15 protein-coding genes and 1 pseudogene are annotated in these 13906 nt (G+C 69.4%); 11 read left to right on the top strand and 5 right to left on the bottom strand.

All coding sequences use genetic code 11. From position 1 onward, the window contains the following. Positions 1-48: 48 nt before the first annotated feature. The 10 genes from AC6I72_RS10180 to AC6I72_RS10135 all read left to right on the top strand — a co-directional run bounded on the left by AC6I72_RS10180 (position 49) and on the right by AC6I72_RS10135 (position 8457). Positions 49-486, top strand: a complete 438-nt coding sequence (locus AC6I72_RS10180; protein WP_037851822.1) for a Cg1360 family ATP-synthase-associated protein — start codon at positions 49-51, stop codon at positions 484-486. A 225-nt stretch (positions 487-711) separates the two neighbouring features. After that, positions 712-1530 carry a F0F1 ATP synthase subunit A gene (gene atpB, locus AC6I72_RS10175; protein ID WP_037851820.1) on the top strand — a complete coding sequence of 273 codons (819 nt, stop codon included), beginning with the start codon at positions 712-714 and terminating at the stop codon, positions 1528-1530. An 80-nt stretch (positions 1531-1610) separates the two neighbouring features. After that, positions 1611-1850 carry an ATP synthase F0 subunit C gene (gene atpE / locus AC6I72_RS10170; RefSeq protein ID WP_018571456.1) on the top strand — a complete coding sequence of 80 codons (240 nt, stop codon included), beginning with the start codon at positions 1611-1613 and terminating at the stop codon, positions 1848-1850. A gap of 44 nt (positions 1851-1894) precedes the next feature. Then, complete coding sequence (locus AC6I72_RS10165) at positions 1895-2458, top strand: F0F1 ATP synthase subunit B (protein WP_366724829.1); 564 nt, start codon at positions 1895-1897, stop codon at positions 2456-2458. Beyond that, positions 2455-3276 carry a F0F1 ATP synthase subunit delta gene (locus AC6I72_RS10160; protein ID WP_498000495.1) on the top strand — a complete coding sequence of 274 codons (822 nt, stop codon included), beginning with the start codon at positions 2455-2457 and terminating at the stop codon, positions 3274-3276. The genes AC6I72_RS10165 and AC6I72_RS10160 overlap by 4 nt, the downstream gene beginning before the upstream one ends. 142 nt (positions 3277-3418) lie before the next feature. Next, positions 3419-5011, top strand: a complete 1593-nt coding sequence (gene atpA, locus AC6I72_RS10155) for a F0F1 ATP synthase subunit alpha (RefSeq protein ID WP_360969317.1) — start codon at positions 3419-3421, stop codon at positions 5009-5011. Between the two features lie 21 nt (positions 5012-5032). Next, positions 5033-5950, top strand: coding sequence for a F0F1 ATP synthase subunit gamma (locus AC6I72_RS10150; protein ID WP_498000494.1), 918 nt, complete (start codon positions 5033-5035; stop codon positions 5948-5950). Continuing rightward, positions 5950-7386, top strand: coding sequence for a F0F1 ATP synthase subunit beta (atpD, locus tag AC6I72_RS10145; protein WP_037851809.1), 1437 nt, complete (start codon positions 5950-5952; stop codon positions 7384-7386). The genes AC6I72_RS10150 and atpD overlap by 1 nt, the downstream gene beginning before the upstream one ends. Before the next feature lie 115 nt (positions 7387-7501). Further along, positions 7502-7879, top strand: a complete 378-nt coding sequence (locus AC6I72_RS10140) for a F0F1 ATP synthase subunit epsilon (RefSeq protein WP_018571462.1) — start codon at positions 7502-7504, stop codon at positions 7877-7879. A gap of 131 nt (positions 7880-8010) precedes the next feature. After that, positions 8011-8457: a DUF2550 domain-containing protein gene (locus AC6I72_RS10135; RefSeq protein ID WP_037851804.1), complete on the top strand. Its 447-nt coding sequence runs from the start codon at positions 8011-8013 to the stop codon at positions 8455-8457. A 339-nt stretch (positions 8458-8796) separates the two neighbouring features. Here the strand turns inward: AC6I72_RS10135 and AC6I72_RS10130 are convergent, their stop codons facing one another. After that, complete coding sequence (locus AC6I72_RS10130) at positions 8797-10632, bottom strand: glycosyl hydrolase family 18 protein (protein ID WP_498000493.1); 1836 nt, start codon at positions 10630-10632, stop codon at positions 8797-8799. Between the two features lie 132 nt (positions 10633-10764). After that, a pseudogene (locus AC6I72_RS10125) lies at positions 10765-11349 on the bottom strand (helix-turn-helix transcriptional regulator); the annotation flags it as partial. On the opposite strand from AC6I72_RS10125, the gene AC6I72_RS10120 reads away from it, so the two are divergent. Continuing rightward, positions 11346-11687, top strand: a complete 342-nt coding sequence (locus tag AC6I72_RS10120; RefSeq protein ID WP_498000492.1) for a hypothetical protein — start codon at positions 11346-11348, stop codon at positions 11685-11687. The pseudogene AC6I72_RS10125 and the gene AC6I72_RS10120 sit on opposite strands and share 4 nt — an antisense overlap. 14 nt (positions 11688-11701) lie before the next feature. Here the strand turns inward: AC6I72_RS10120 and AC6I72_RS10115 are convergent, their stop codons facing one another. The 3 genes from AC6I72_RS10115 to AC6I72_RS10105 are packed head-to-tail and all read right to left on the bottom strand — an operon-like array spanning position 11702 to position 13849. Further along, positions 11702-12274, bottom strand: a complete 573-nt coding sequence (locus AC6I72_RS10115; RefSeq protein WP_498000491.1) for a cob(I)yrinic acid a,c-diamide adenosyltransferase — start codon at positions 12272-12274, stop codon at positions 11702-11704. A 13-nt stretch (positions 12275-12287) separates the two neighbouring features. Then, positions 12288-13037, bottom strand: a complete 750-nt coding sequence (locus AC6I72_RS10110; protein WP_498000490.1) for an ABC transporter permease — start codon at positions 13035-13037, stop codon at positions 12288-12290. Positions 13038-13057: 20 nt separating this feature from the next. Next, positions 13058-13849, bottom strand: a complete 792-nt coding sequence (locus tag AC6I72_RS10105) for an ABC transporter ATP-binding protein (RefSeq protein ID WP_498000489.1) — start codon at positions 13847-13849, stop codon at positions 13058-13060. Positions 13850-13906 lie beyond the last annotated feature (57 nt).

Below are 13906 nucleotides of genomic sequence, written 5' to 3'. Positions count from 1 at the left end.
CTCGTCCATGACGACACCCTGCCCCCCTGTGAAAGCGGAGTTGCCGCCATGCCGTCCAATGACGTCCGGAACCTACTGCACACCGCCGTGCCCACCGCCGCCGTCGGTGTGGTCGCCGTGGCGGTCAGCGGTGCGGTCGCCGGAGGCAAGGGCGCGATCGGGGCCGTCGTCGGGGTGGTGCTCGCCATCCTCTACATGGGGATCGGTCTCTACGTACTGCAGTGGACCGCGAAAACGCTTCCGCAGCTCTTCCAGGCCATGGGCCTCATGCTCTACGTGGCCCAACTGCTGCTGCTCTTGATCTTCTTGGCCCTGTTCAAGGGCACCACGCTGTTCAACGCGAAGGCGTTCGCGTTCTCGCTCGTCGTCGCGACCGTCGTCTGGATGGCCGCGCAGGCACGCGCACACATGAAGTCCAAGATCTTCTACGTCGAACCGGACTCCGAGAAGAACGAGAAGTCCGAGAAGACAGGGTCTTCGTCGTGAGGGGTAGGCCCGGGATAAAGGCGTGTGAGATCTCCTGCTATCGTCCGGTGCCAACTGTGGCATCGCGGGCGCGGGCATCTGAGCTGACGCCTGCTCGATCGCGAGGCTCGATGCCCGCCGGCCGCCCCCACATCCGTCACACCAGTCCGGTGCCGACCCGCGGCTGCTCGCCGCGCCGACACAACGAGGTTGCCGTACCCATGCGCCACGCTGAAGGAGCCCGCGGTGAGTGCTGAACAGACCACGCTCGCCTTCGACTGGAGTTGCCGCGTTTTTGCCGACAACGGCTGCGGCTTTCCGTCGCCGGGTCTCCACTCCTTCCTCTTCAAGCCGATGTTCTCGGTCGGCGGCTACGACTTCGACAAGCCGATGCTGCTCGCCATCATCACCTCGCTCGTGGTGGTCGGCTTCTTCTGGGCCGCTTTCAGCAAGGCCAAGGTGGTGCCCGGCAAGCTGCAGATGGTCGGTGAGGCGGGCTACGACTTCGTGCGCCGCGGCATCGTCTACGAGACGCTCGGCAAGCGCGAGGGCGAGAAGTACGTCCCGTTCATGGTCTCGCTGTTCTTCTTCATCTGGATCATGAACCTCTGGTCGATCATCCCGGTCGCCCAGTTCCCGGTGACGTCGATCATCGCCTACCCGGCCGCCCTGGCCCTGTGCGTCTACGTGACCTGGATGGTCCTGACGTTCAAGAAGCACGGCTTCGCCGGCGGCTTCAAGAACCTGACCGGTTACGACAAGTCGCTCGGCCCGGTGCTGCCGCTCGTCGTGGTCATCGAGTTCTTCTCGAACGTCCTGGTCCGCCCGTTCACCCACGCGGTGCGACTGTTCGCCAACATGTTCGCCGGTCACCTGCTCCTCGTGATGTTCACCGTCGCGAGCTGGTACCTGATGAACAGCTGGCTGGTCGCGGCCGGCGCCGTCTCGTTCGTCATGGCCATGGTCATGATCCTGTTCGAGCTCTTCGTCCAGGCCGTCCAGGCGTACGTGTTCGTCCTCCTGGCCTGCTCCTACGTTCAGGGCGCTCTCGCCGAGCACCACTGAGCCACCGTCCCGCACCGCCCCCGTCACAGACGTCCGGTGGCCAACCCCCACCGGTCCTTGAAAGAGAAGGAAGAATCAGCATGGCTGCCACTGAGACCCTTGCCGCCGTCACCGGCTCCATCGCCTCCGTCGGCTACGGCCTCGCCGCCATCGGTCCCGGCATCGGCATCGGCATCATCTTCGGCAACGGCACCCAGGCGCTCGCCCGCCAGCCCGAGGCCGCCGGTCTGATCCGCGCCAACCAGATCCTGGGCTTCGCCTTCTGTGAGGCGCTCGCCCTCATCGGCATCGTCATGCCGTTCGTTTACACCTACAAGTAAACCGCGGCGGACGACCCACCCCATTAGGGAAAGGCACTGATGACATGCAGCTGACACAGCAGCTGGTGCAGCTGGCGGCGGAGGAGCAGCAGAACCCTCTCATCCCGCCCGGCCCCGAGCTGGTCATCGGCCTCGTCACCTTCGCCATCGTCTTCTTCTTCCTCGGGAAGAAGCTCCTGCCGAACATCAACAAGGTTCTGGAGGAGCGCCGCGCGGCGATCGAAGGCGGTATCGAAGAGGCCGAGGCCATGAAGGTCGAGGCCCAGAGCGTCCTCGAGCAGTACAAGGCCCAGCTCGCCGAGGCCCGGCACGAGGCCGCGCGCCTGCGCCAGGAGGCGCAGGAGCAGGGTGCCGCGCTCATCGCCGAGATGCGGGCCGAGGGCCAGCGCCAGCGCGAGGAGATCGTCGCCGCCGGCCACACCCAGCTCGAGGCCGACCGCAAGGCCGCCGCGTCCGTGCTCCGCCAGGACGTCGGCAAGCTCGCCACCGAGCTGGCCGGCAAGCTCGTCGGCGAGTCCCTGGAGGACCACGCCCGGCAGAGCCGTGTGATCGACCGCTTCCTCGACGGGCTCGACGAGGCCGCTTCGACGGCTGAGGCGGCTCGATGACAGCGCACGGAGCGAGCCGTGAGGCTCTGGGCGCCGCACGTGAGCGTCTCGACGCGCTGACGGACTCCACGTCCGCCGACGCCACCCGGCTCGCCGACGAGCTGGCGGCCGTCACCGCGCTGCTCCACCGCGAGGTCGGCCTGCGCCGGGTCCTCACCGACCCGGCGCAGTCGGCGGACGCCAAGGCCACGCTGGTCCAGCGCCTGCTCGGCAGCCAGATCGGCGGCCCCGCCGCGGACCTGGTGTCCGGCATGGTGCGCTCGCGCTGGTCGCAGTCGCGGGACCTGGTCGACGCGCTGGAGGAACTGGCGGACATCGCCGACCTCACCGCGGCGGAGCGGTCCGGCACGCTGGACGACGTCGAGGACGAGCTGTTCCGGTTCAGCCGGATCGTCTCCTCCAGCACCGAACTGCGTGCCGCGCTCACCGACCGTGCCGCGAGCACCTCGGCCAAGGTCGAGCTGCTGCACCGGCTGCTCGGCGGCCGGGCCAAGCCGGTCACCGAGCGACTGGTGACGCGCCTTGTGAGCGCGCCGCGGGGACGTAGCCTGGAAGCGGGACTGGAGTCCCTCTCCAAGCTCGCCGCCGACCGCCGCAACCGCATGGTCGCCGTCGTCACCTCGGCGGTCCCGCTGAGCGACGGCCAGAAGCAGCGCCTCGGCGCCGCCCTCGGCCGGCTCTACGGCCGCCAGATGCACCTCAACCTCGACGTGGACCCCGAGCTGGTCGGCGGAATCCGGGTGCAGGTCGGCGACGAGATCATCAACGGCTCGCTCGCGGACCGGCTCGACGACGCCGCCCGCCGCATGGCGAGCTAGCAGCAACTCAACACGCAAGACGTACACGACGGCCCTGGTTGGGCCGTGCAGAGGATTCACCTCTTATTGGGGGGAGTCCCGAACTCGTGGAACACCCCCCCAAGTGAAACTTCGGGCCCAACAAGGAGAGCAGGGAACCCAGATGGCGGAGCTCACGATCCGGCCGGAGGAGATCCGGGACGCGCTGGAGAACTTCGTCCAGTCGTACAAGCCGGACGCGGCCTCGCGCGAGGAGGTCGGTACGGTCACCCTTGCCGGCGACGGCATCGCGAAGGTCGAGGGCCTGCCCTCGGCCATGGCCAACGAGCTGCTGAAGTTCGAGGACGGCACCCTCGGCCTCGCCCTCAACCTCGAGGAGCGCGAGATCGGTGCCATCGTCCTCGGTGAGTTCAGCGGCATCGAGGAGGGCCAGCCGGTCACCCGCACCGGCGAGGTCCTGTCGGTCGCCGTGGGCGAGGGCTACCTCGGCCGCGTCGTCGACCCCCTCGGCAACCCGATCGACGGCCTCGGCGAGATCGAGACCGACGGCCGCCGCGCCCTCGAACTGCAGGCCCCCACGGTCATGCAGCGCAAGTCGGTGCACGAGCCGATGGAGACCGGCTACAAGGCCGTCGACGCCATGACCCCGATCGGCCGCGGCCAGCGCCAGCTGATCATCGGTGACCGCCAGACCGGCAAGACCGCCCTGGCCGTCGACACGATCATCAACCAGCGCGACAACTGGCGCACCGGCGACCCGAACAAGCAGGTCCGCTGCATCTACGTCGCCATCGGCCAGAAGGGCTCCACCATCGCGTCGGTCCGCCGCGCGCTGGAGGAGAACGGCGCGCTGGAGTACACGACCATCGTCGCCGCCCCGGCGTCCGACCCGGCCGGCTTCAAGTACCTGGCGCCCTACACCGGTTCCGCCATCGGCCAGCACTGGATGTACCAGGGCAAGCACGTCCTGATCATCTTCGACGACCTGTCGAAGCAGGCCGACGCCTACCGTGCCGTCTCCCTGCTGCTGCGCCGCCCGCCGGGCCGCGAGGCCTACCCGGGTGACGTCTTCTACCTGCACTCGCGTCTGCTGGAGCGCTGCGCCAAGCTCTCCGACGACATGGGCGCCGGTTCGATGACCGGTCTGCCGATCGTCGAGACCAAGGCCAACGACGTCTCGGCGTTCATCCCGACCAACGTCATCTCCATCACCGACGGCCAGTGCTTCCTGGAGTCGGACCTGTTCAACGCCGGTCAGCGCCCCGCGCTGAACGTCGGCATCTCGGTCTCCCGAGTCGGCGGCTCCGCCCAGCACAAGGCGATGCGCCAGGTCTCCGGCCGACTGCGCGTGGACCTCGCCCAGTTCCGTGAGCTGGAGGCGTTCGCCGCCTTCGGTTCCGACCTGGACGCGGCCTCCAAGTCCCAGCTGGAGCGCGGCCAGCGCATGGTCGAGCTGCTGAAGCAGAACCAGTACCAGCCGATGGCCACCGAGGATCAGGTCGTCTCCGTCTGGGCCGGCACCAACGGCAAGATGGACGAGGTGCCCGTCGCCGACATCCGCCGCTTCGAGAAGGAGCTGCTGGAGTACCTGCACCGCAAGGAGCAGGGCCTCATGACCTCCATCAAGGAGGGCGCCAAGATGTCGAACGACACGATCCAGGCGATCGACGACGCCGTCGCCGAGTTCAAGAAGCAGTTCGAGACCTCGGACGGCAAGCTGCTCGGCGAGGACACTCCGGCCGCTGCCGCCAAGTGACGTAAGGAAGGGACCTGACTCATGGGAGCCCAGCTCCGGGTCTACAAGCGTCGCATCCGATCCGTCACCGCGACCAAGAAGATCACCAAGGCGATGGAGATGATCGCCGCCTCGCGCGTCGTCAAGGCGCAGCGCAAGGTGGCGGCCTCCACGCCGTACGCGCAGGAACTGACCCGCGCGGTCACGGCGGTCGGCACCGGTTCGAACACCAAGCACCCGCTGACCACGGAGGCGGAGAACCCGACCCGTGCCGCGGTCCTGCTCCTGACGAGCGACCGCGGTCTGGCCGGCGCCTTCAACTCCAACGCCATCAAGGCGGCGGAGCAGCTGACCGAGCGCCTGGAGCGCGAGGGCAAGCAGGTCGACACGTACATCGTCGGCCGGCGCGGTGTGGCCCACTACAACTTCCGCGAACGCACGGTCGCGGGGTCGTTCACGGGCTTCACCGACGAGCCGACGTACGCGGACGCCAAGACGGTCGCGGCGCCCCTGATCGAGGCGATCGAGAAGGACACGGCCGAGGGTGGTGTGGACGAACTCCACATCGTCTACACCGAGTTCGTGTCGATGATGACGCAGACGGCGGTCGACCCCCGGCTGCTCCCGCTGCGCCTCGAAGAGGTCGCGGCGGAGGCGGCGCCCAAGGGCGAGATCCTGCCGCTGTACGACTTCGAACCCTCGGCGGAGGACGTCCTCGACGCCCTGCTGCCGCGCTATGTGGAGAGCCGCATCTACAACGCGCTGCTCCAGTCGGCCGCTTCGAAGCACGCCGCCACGCGGCGCGCGATGAAGTCTGCCACCGACAACGCGGGTGAGCTGATCAACACGCTCTCCCGTCTTGCCAACGCGGCCCGCCAGGCCGAAATCACCCAGGAAATCAGCGAGATCGTCGGTGGCGCGAGTGCCCTGGCCGACGCGACCGCGGGGAGTGACAACTAATGACCACCACTGTTGAGACGGCCACGGCGACGGGCCGCGTCGCGCGGGTCATCGGCCCGGTCGTCGACGTGGAGTTCCCCGTCGACGCGATGCCGGACATCTACAACGCTCTGCACGTCGAGGTCTCCGACCCGGCGAACGAGGGCGCGAAGAAGACGCTGACCCTGGAGGTCGCCCAGCACCTGGGTGACGGCCTGGTCCGCACCATCTCCATGCAGCCCACCGACGGCCTGGTCCGCCAGGCCACGGTGACCGACACCGGCGACGGCATCACCGTCCCGGTCGGCGACTTCACCAAGGGCAAGGTGTTCAACACCCTCGGTGAGGTGCTGAACGTCGACGAGCAGTACTCGGGCGAGCGCTGGTCCATCCACCGCAAGGCCCCGCGCTTCGACGAGCTCGAGTCGAAGACCGAGATGTTCGAGACCGGCGTCAAGGTCATCGACCTGCTGACCCCGTACGTCAAGGGCGGCAAGATCGGTCTGTTCGGCGGTGCCGGCGTCGGCAAGACGGTGCTCATCCAGGAGATGATCTACCGCGTCGCCAACAACCACGACGGTGTCTCCGTGTTCGCCGGTGTCGGTGAGCGCACCCGTGAGGGCAACGACCTCATCGAGGAGATGTCCGACTCGGGCGTCATCGACAAGACCGCGCTGGTCTTCGGTCAGATGGACGAGCCCCCGGGCACCCGTCTGCGCGTCGCGCTGGCCGGCCTGACCATGGCCGAGTACTTCCGCGACGTCCAGAAGCAGGACGTGCTGTTCTTCATCGACAACATCTTCCGCTTCACGCAGGCCGGTTCCGAGGTCTCCACGCTGCTCGGCCGCATGCCGTCCGCGGTGGGTTACCAGCCGAACCTGGCCGACGAGATGGGCCTCCTCCAGGAGCGCATCACCTCGACCCGCGGTCACTCGATCACCTCGATGCAGGCGATCTACGTCCCCGCCGACGACCTGACCGACCCGGCCCCGGCGACCACCTTCGCCCACCTCGACGCGACGACGGTTCTGTCCCGTCCGATCTCGGAGAAGGGCATCTACCCGGCCGTGGACCCGCTGGACTCCACGTCCCGGATCCTGGACCCGCGCTACATCGCGCAGGACCACTACAACGCGGCCATGCGCGTGAAGAACATCCTGCAGAAGTACAAGGACCTGCAGGACATCATCGCGATCCTCGGTATCGACGAGCTGGGCGAGGAGGACAAGCTCGTCGTCCACCGTGCCCGTCGCGTGGAGCGCTTCCTGTCCCAGAACACCCACGTCGCCAAGCAGTTCACCGGCGTCGACGGGTCGGACGTCCCGCTGGACGAGTCGATCGCGGCCTTCAACGCGATCTGCGACGGCGAGTACGACCACTTCCCGGAGCAGGCCTTCTTCATGTGCGGTGGTCTCGAGGACCTGAAGAAGAACGCCAAGGAGCTGGGCGTCTCCTGAACTCGCGTCTGAGTTCGTGTGAGGGGGCGGGCGCGTCCCGCCCCCTCACTCACGCCCCTTAGAATTGACCCCAACACCCGGCGTCCCTGCCGGGTGGTGACCCGAGGAGCCACTCTTGGCTGCTGAGCTGCACGTCGAGCTGGTCGCCGCCGACCGCCAGGTCTGGTCCGGCGAGGCCACCCTGGTCGTCGCGCGCACCACGTCCGGCGACATCGGCGTCATGCCCGGTCACCAGCCGCTGCTCGGTGTGCTGGAGTCGGGCCCGGTGACCATCCGTACGAGTGAAGGCGCGACGGTCGTGGCCGCGGTGCACGGCGGTTTCGTCTCGTTCGCCGACAACAAGCTGTCGCTGCTGGCCGAGATCGCGGAGCTCTCCGACGAGATCGACGTCCAGCGCGTGGAGCGGGAACTCGAGCGCGCGAAGGCGGAGGGTGATGCCACCGCCGAGCGCCGCGCGGACGTCCGCCTGCGAGCGGCGACGGCGGTGCGCTGAACCAGCGACACCATGTAGACGACACCCCTCAGCCGCGGCTGGCACCGGAGCGATCCGGTACCGGCCGCGGCTGAGGCGGATGTGGGTGTTTTTTCCGTTCCATTACCTAGGAGACGAGGAGGTCGGTGCCGATGGTCCTCGCTCTGACTGTGTGCTCGATCGTGGTCGCGCTCGTGGTGGTGGGACTGTTCGTCTTCGGTCTGCGCCGCAGGCTGATCCAGCGCTCCGGCGGCACCTTCGACTGCAGCCTGCGCTGGGACGTGGCCCTGGAGCCGGACACCAGCGGCAAGGGCTGGAGCTACGGGGTGGCCCGCTACAACGGTGACCGCGTCGAGTGGTTCCGGGTCTTCTCCTACGCCCCCCGTCCGCGCCGCACGCTGGAGCGGTCCTCGATCGAGGTGGCCGGCCGCCGGCGTCCCGAGGGCGAGGAGGAACTCGCCCTGCTGTCGGACGCGGTGATCCTCACCTGCCTGCACCGGGGCACACGGGTGGAGCTGGCCATGAGCGAGGACGCGCTGACCGGCTTCCTGGCCTGGCTGGAGGCGGCACCGCCCGGCCAGAGGGTGAACGTCGCCTAGGCCCTGTCGTCACATTCCCGCCTGCATCGCGACGCCATGCACGCACTCTCGCCGCACCGGGCCCAGACCCGAGTACGTCCAGTACGAGGGTCAGGGCCCGGCACGCCGAGAGCACGCACCTGACGCCGCGAGGCCCGCCCTCCGGGCGGACGACGGGAACTTGACCACAGGACCTAGGGTCTTTCGTCCGGGCCCCGGCCGACAGGGTTCGGTGCCGGGCCCGCGCGCCCGGCACGTCCGGCCGGGAGGGCCCGGCTCCGCCGTGGCTCCAGGACATGAAGAAGCTCCCCCGGTCCGCCGTCCGGGGGAGCTTCGGTGTTTCAGGGGCGCGGCCGGTCCTTACGACAGGCCGCTGCTGAGGGCGCTCACCAGTTCACCGTTGCTGGTGTCACCGCTGAACTCCCAGAAGAAGGCGCCGCCGAGGCCCTGGCTGTTGGCCCAGGCCATCTTCGACTTGATGGTCGACGGGGTGTCGTAGGACCACCAGTTGCTGCCGCAGTGCGCGTACGCGGTGCCGGCGACGGTGCCGGTGACGGGGCAGCTGTTCTTGAGGACCTTGTAGTCCTCGATGCCCGCCTCGTAGGTGCCGGGCGCCGCTCCGGTCGCCGTGCCGCCCGGGGCGTCCTGGGTGACGCCGGTCCAGCCGCGGCCGTAGAAGCCGATGCCGAGCAGCAGCTTCTTCGCGGGCACGCCCTGGGCCTTGAACTTGGCCATGGCGTCGGCCGTGTCGAAGCCGTCCTTCGGGATGCCGGAGTACGAGGTGAGCGGGGAGTGCGGGGCCGTCGGTCCCTTCGCGTCCCAGGCACCGAAGAAGTCGTACGTCATCACGTTGTACCAGTCGACGTACTGCGAGGCACCCGCGTAGTCGGTGAGGTCGATCTTGCCGCCGGCCGAGCCGTCCGCGGTGACGGCGGCGGTGACCAGCTCCTTGCCGAACTTCGCGCGCAGCGCGGACATCAGGCCCTTGAAGGCCGCCGGTCCGCTGGTGTCGCAGGTCAGACCGCAGGCGTTCGGGTACTCCCAGTCGATGTCGATGCCGTCGAAGACGTCGGCCCAGCGCGGGTCGTGCACCAGGTCGTAGCAGGACTGGGCGAAGGCCGCCGGGTTCTTGGCCGCGTCACCGAAGCCGCCGGACCAGGTCCAGCCGCCGAAGGACCAGATCACCTTGATGTTCGGGTACTTCGCCTTCAGCTCGCGCAGCTGGTTGAAGTTGCCGCGCAGCGGCTGGTCCCAGGTGTCTGCGACGCCGCTGACGGACTGGTCGGCGGTGAACGCCTTGTCGTAGTCGGCGTAGGAGTCGCCGATCGCGCACTTGCCGCCGGTGACGTTGCCGAAGGCGTAATTGATGTGCGTGATCTTGGACGCGGAGCCGGACGTCACCAGGTTCTTGACGTTGTAGTTGCGTCCGTAGATGCCCCACTCGGTGAAGTAGCCGAGCTTGACCTTGTCGCCGGTGGGCGGGGTGGTGGTGCCGCCGCCGGTGGTGTGCACGGCGACCGAGCCGCTGACCGGACCGGTCTGGTCGGCGGTGTCGCGGGCCTGGACGGTGTAGGAGTAGTCGGTGCCCGCGGTCAGACCGTTGTCCGTGTAGGACGTGGTCGTGACGGTGGCGACCTTCTTGCCGTCGCGCAGGACGTCGTAGTTCTTGACGCCCTTGTCGTCGGTGGCGGCGCCCCAGGAGAGCTTGACCGAGGTGTCGGTGACGCCGGAGGCGGTGGGGGTGCCCGGCGCGGAGGGCGGGTTGTCGCCGGGGACGCTCGGGCCGCCGTCGCAGCTGCCGCCGTTGAGCGTGCAGCCGGAGGGCGAGCCGGAGCCGGTGCCGTTGTAGCCGAAGGTGACCGAGGCGCCGGGGGCGATGGTGCCGTTCCAGCCGACGTTCTTGGCGGTCCAGTGGTTGCCGGAGTTGGTGACCGTGGCGTCCCAGGCCGAGGTGACCTTGGTGTCGGAGGGGTAGTCCCACTCCACGGTCCAGGAGCTGATCGCCGAGGTGCCGGTGTTCTTGACGGTCCACGATCCGCCGAAGCCGCCGCCCCAGTCACCGGTCTTGGTGAAGGTGGCGGTGGCGCCGGACGCCGCGTCGGCGGCGGCCTGGGCGTGGCCCGAGATTCCGACGATTCCGGCGAGGGGGAGCACGAGGGTCGCCAGCCCCGCCGCGGCTCTGTGTCTGAAGCGCATGCGCGCCTCCTTGTCGGGGGAAGAATGTCAGGGGCATGACTGAGCCTTCACGCCCCGCGGTGCTGCGAGAGTAGAAAGGTCTGGACCATAGGTCAATAGGTCTGGACCAATGCACCGCCGCTTCACCTGGCTCCCCAACTCCTGCGCCAACGCCGCTGCTTGTACGCGTCTGTGCGGCTCCGGCTTGCCCAGCAGGCGGCTGACGTGGGTCTTCATGGTGGCCTCCGCCGTCTCCGGGCGGAGTGCGATCTCCGCGTCGGACAGGTCCCCGCGCGGACACGCGAGCACCTCGTGCTCCCCGCGGGTCAGGGTCTCCAGCGCGGCCGGAGCGGGCTTCGGCTCCCGGACCGGCCGCGCCGCGGACTCGGCGATCAGATGCCGCGTCACGGCCGGTGCGATCCGCCCCTGCCCGCGGGCCACCGTGCGCACCGCGGCGGCAGGCAGGCCGTGGGTGTCCGTGTCCTTGAGCAGGAACCCGGCGGCCCCCGCCCCCAGCGCGCCGAACGCGTACGCGCCGAGGCCGAAGGTGGTCGGCACCAGCACGTCCGCCAGGCCCTCCCCGGCCACCAGCCGGGCCGCCGACACCCCTTCCAGGCGGGGCATCTGCACATCCATGGCCTCACCGTCGCCTACGGCCGCGCGACCGTCCGTCCGCAGCTGGACGGTCTCGCCGCCCACCGTCTCGGCGGTGCGCCCCGCCCACCGTCTCGGCGGTGCGCCCCGCCCGCCGCCTCGGCGGTGCGCCCCGCCCGCCGAGGCCGCCCCGCCACGGCATGGCGCGCGCCCGCCGCGAGGGCCGGCTGTGGCTGCGCACCCTGCTCGCCCCGGCCGGCGCCCCGGCCCTGCTCCAGGCGGCGGTCCGGTACGCCGGTGAGGGCGCGGGCGCCGGTCCGCTCAGGTCCTGGCAGGTGACCGCGCTGCGGATCGTCGCGCTCCACGGGCTGATCGCACTGACCTGCCTGGTGTTCCCGAAGAAGGCCCCGAAGGCCCCGAACGCCCCGAGGGAGCCCGAAGCCCCGCAGGTCCCGAAGCCCGGGGACGGACTCGCCGGGTGAGGACGGAGTGCCGGTCAGCGCTCCCCGCCCGGCACCCACAGCACGTCGCCGTTCTCCTTGTTCGCCGTCCGGGCGAGGATGAACAGGAGGTCCGAGAGCCGGTTGAGGTAGGTCGCGGTGAGCGGGTTCATCGTCTCGCCGTGCACCTCCAGCGCGGCCCAGGTGGACCGCTCGGCCCGGCGTACGACCGTGCAGGCCTGGTGCAGCAGGGCCGCGCCCGGGGTGCCGCCGGGCAGGATGAACGAGCGCAGCTTCTCCAGCTCGGCGTTGAAGCGGTCGCAGTCCGCCTCCAGCCGGTCGACGTAGAACTGCTCGACCCGCAGCGGGGGGAACTCGGGGTTCTCCGCCACCGGCGTGGACAGGTCCGCGCCCACGTCGAACAGGTCGTTCTGCACGCGGGTCAGGACCTTGACCGTCTCCGCGCCGAGGCCGCCCAGCGCGATGGCGGTGCCGATCACGGCGTTCGCCTCGTTGGCGTCGGCGTACGCCGAGATCCGCGGGTCGGTCTTGGCGACCCGGCTCATGTCGCCGAGGGCGGTGGTGCCCTTGTCCCCGGTCCTGGTGTAGATGCGTGTCAGATTGACCATGGCACCAGCGTAGTTACGCCCCGGCCGTGCGGAAGACCCGTGTGCCCGCGGTCACGGCCAGCGCGGCGAAGGCGACGGCGACCAGGGCGCCGTACAGCATGTGCGCGCTGGTGTACACGCCTACGTAGGCGTCGCGCACCGCGTCCACCAGATAGCGGAACGGGACGAAGTGCGAGAGCACGTCGAGCCAGGCCGGTGCCAGGGTCATCGGGAGCATCAGGCCGGACAGCAGCATCGACGGCATCGACACGGCGTTGATCATCGGGCCGAACTGCTGCGGGGTGGAGACCTTCATCGCGATCGCGTAGGACAGCGAGGCGAGCGCGAGGGTGAGCAGGGCGACGAACACGAAGCCGATGAGGATGCCGGCCAGCGGCGCGCGCAGCCCCATCACGAGGGCGGCCAGCACCAGCAGCACCGCCTGGAAGACGAAGACGGTGGTGTCGCGCAGCACCCGGCCCAGGAGCAGCGCGAGGCGGCTGACGGGGGTCACCCGCATCCGCTCCACCACACCCTGGCCCTTCTCGATGATGATCATGAAGCCCGAGAACAGGGCGCCGAACAGCCCCAGTTGGAGCAGCAGTCCGGGGACGAGCACCTGCCAGGAACTGCCGCCGCCGCCCAGCGGGAGACCGGTGAGCAGTGGCCCGAAGAAGAGGAGGTAGAGCAGGGGCGTCAGCACCCCGAAGAGCAGCGCGAAGCGCGAGCGCAGGGACTGCCGCAGGTAGCGGCCGTAGATGAGGGCTGTGTCGTGGAGAAGCATCGGGGGTCCTCGGGGAAGGCCTAGACGGCGACGGGGGCGGTGTCGGCCGCGGGGGAGGGGCCGCGGCCGGTGACGGCGAGGAAGGTGTCCTGCAGCGAGGCGTCGAGCGAGCCGCCGTACTCCAGCTTGAGCGCGCCCGGGGTGCCCTCCGCCGCGACCACGCCCCCGTCGACGATGACCAGCCGGTCGGAGAGGGCGTCCGCCTCGTCGAGGTAGTGGGTGGTCAGGAAGACGGTCGTGCCCTGTTCGTCGCGCAGCCGGCGCACCAGGTTCCACAGGTCGGCGCGGCTGCCGGGGTCCAGACCCGTGGTCGGCTCGTCCAGGAAGAGCACGCGCGGGCGGTGGGTGAGGGCCATCGCGATGTCCAGCCGGCGGCGCTGGCCCCCGGAGAGCGCGGACGTCTTGCGGTCGAGCAAGTCGGTGAGCGCCAGGTCGCGCGCCAGTTCCGCGGCGCGCTCGACGGCCCGGGACTTCGGCAGCCGGTACATCCGGCCCTGGGTGACCAGTTCCTCGCGCACGGTGATCTGGCCGTCCACCCCGCCGGACTGGGCGACGTAGCCGCAGGCGAGGCGCACGCCGGCCGGATCGCCGGCCAGGTCGCAGCCCGCGACGGTGGCGGTGCCGCCGGTGGGGGCCAGCAGGGTGGTGAGCATCCGCAGGGTGGTCGTCTTGCCCGCCCCGTTGGGGCCGAGGAAGCCCAGGATCTCGCCCTCGCGGACGGTGAGGTCGATGCCGCGCACGGCCTGCACCGGGCCGCGCCTGGTCTGGAAGGTGCGGGCCAGTCCGGCCGCGCTGATGACTTCTGCGCTCATGCCGCCAGAAAAACAGAGACTTTTGAATTTTGCAACGTCTCCAAAATTTCATAGACC

This window comes from Streptomyces sp. Xyl84 (assembly GCF_059731885.1).
Note: the sequence above shows the minus strand (reverse complement) of the source record. Positions and strands in the feature narration are given on the sequence as shown.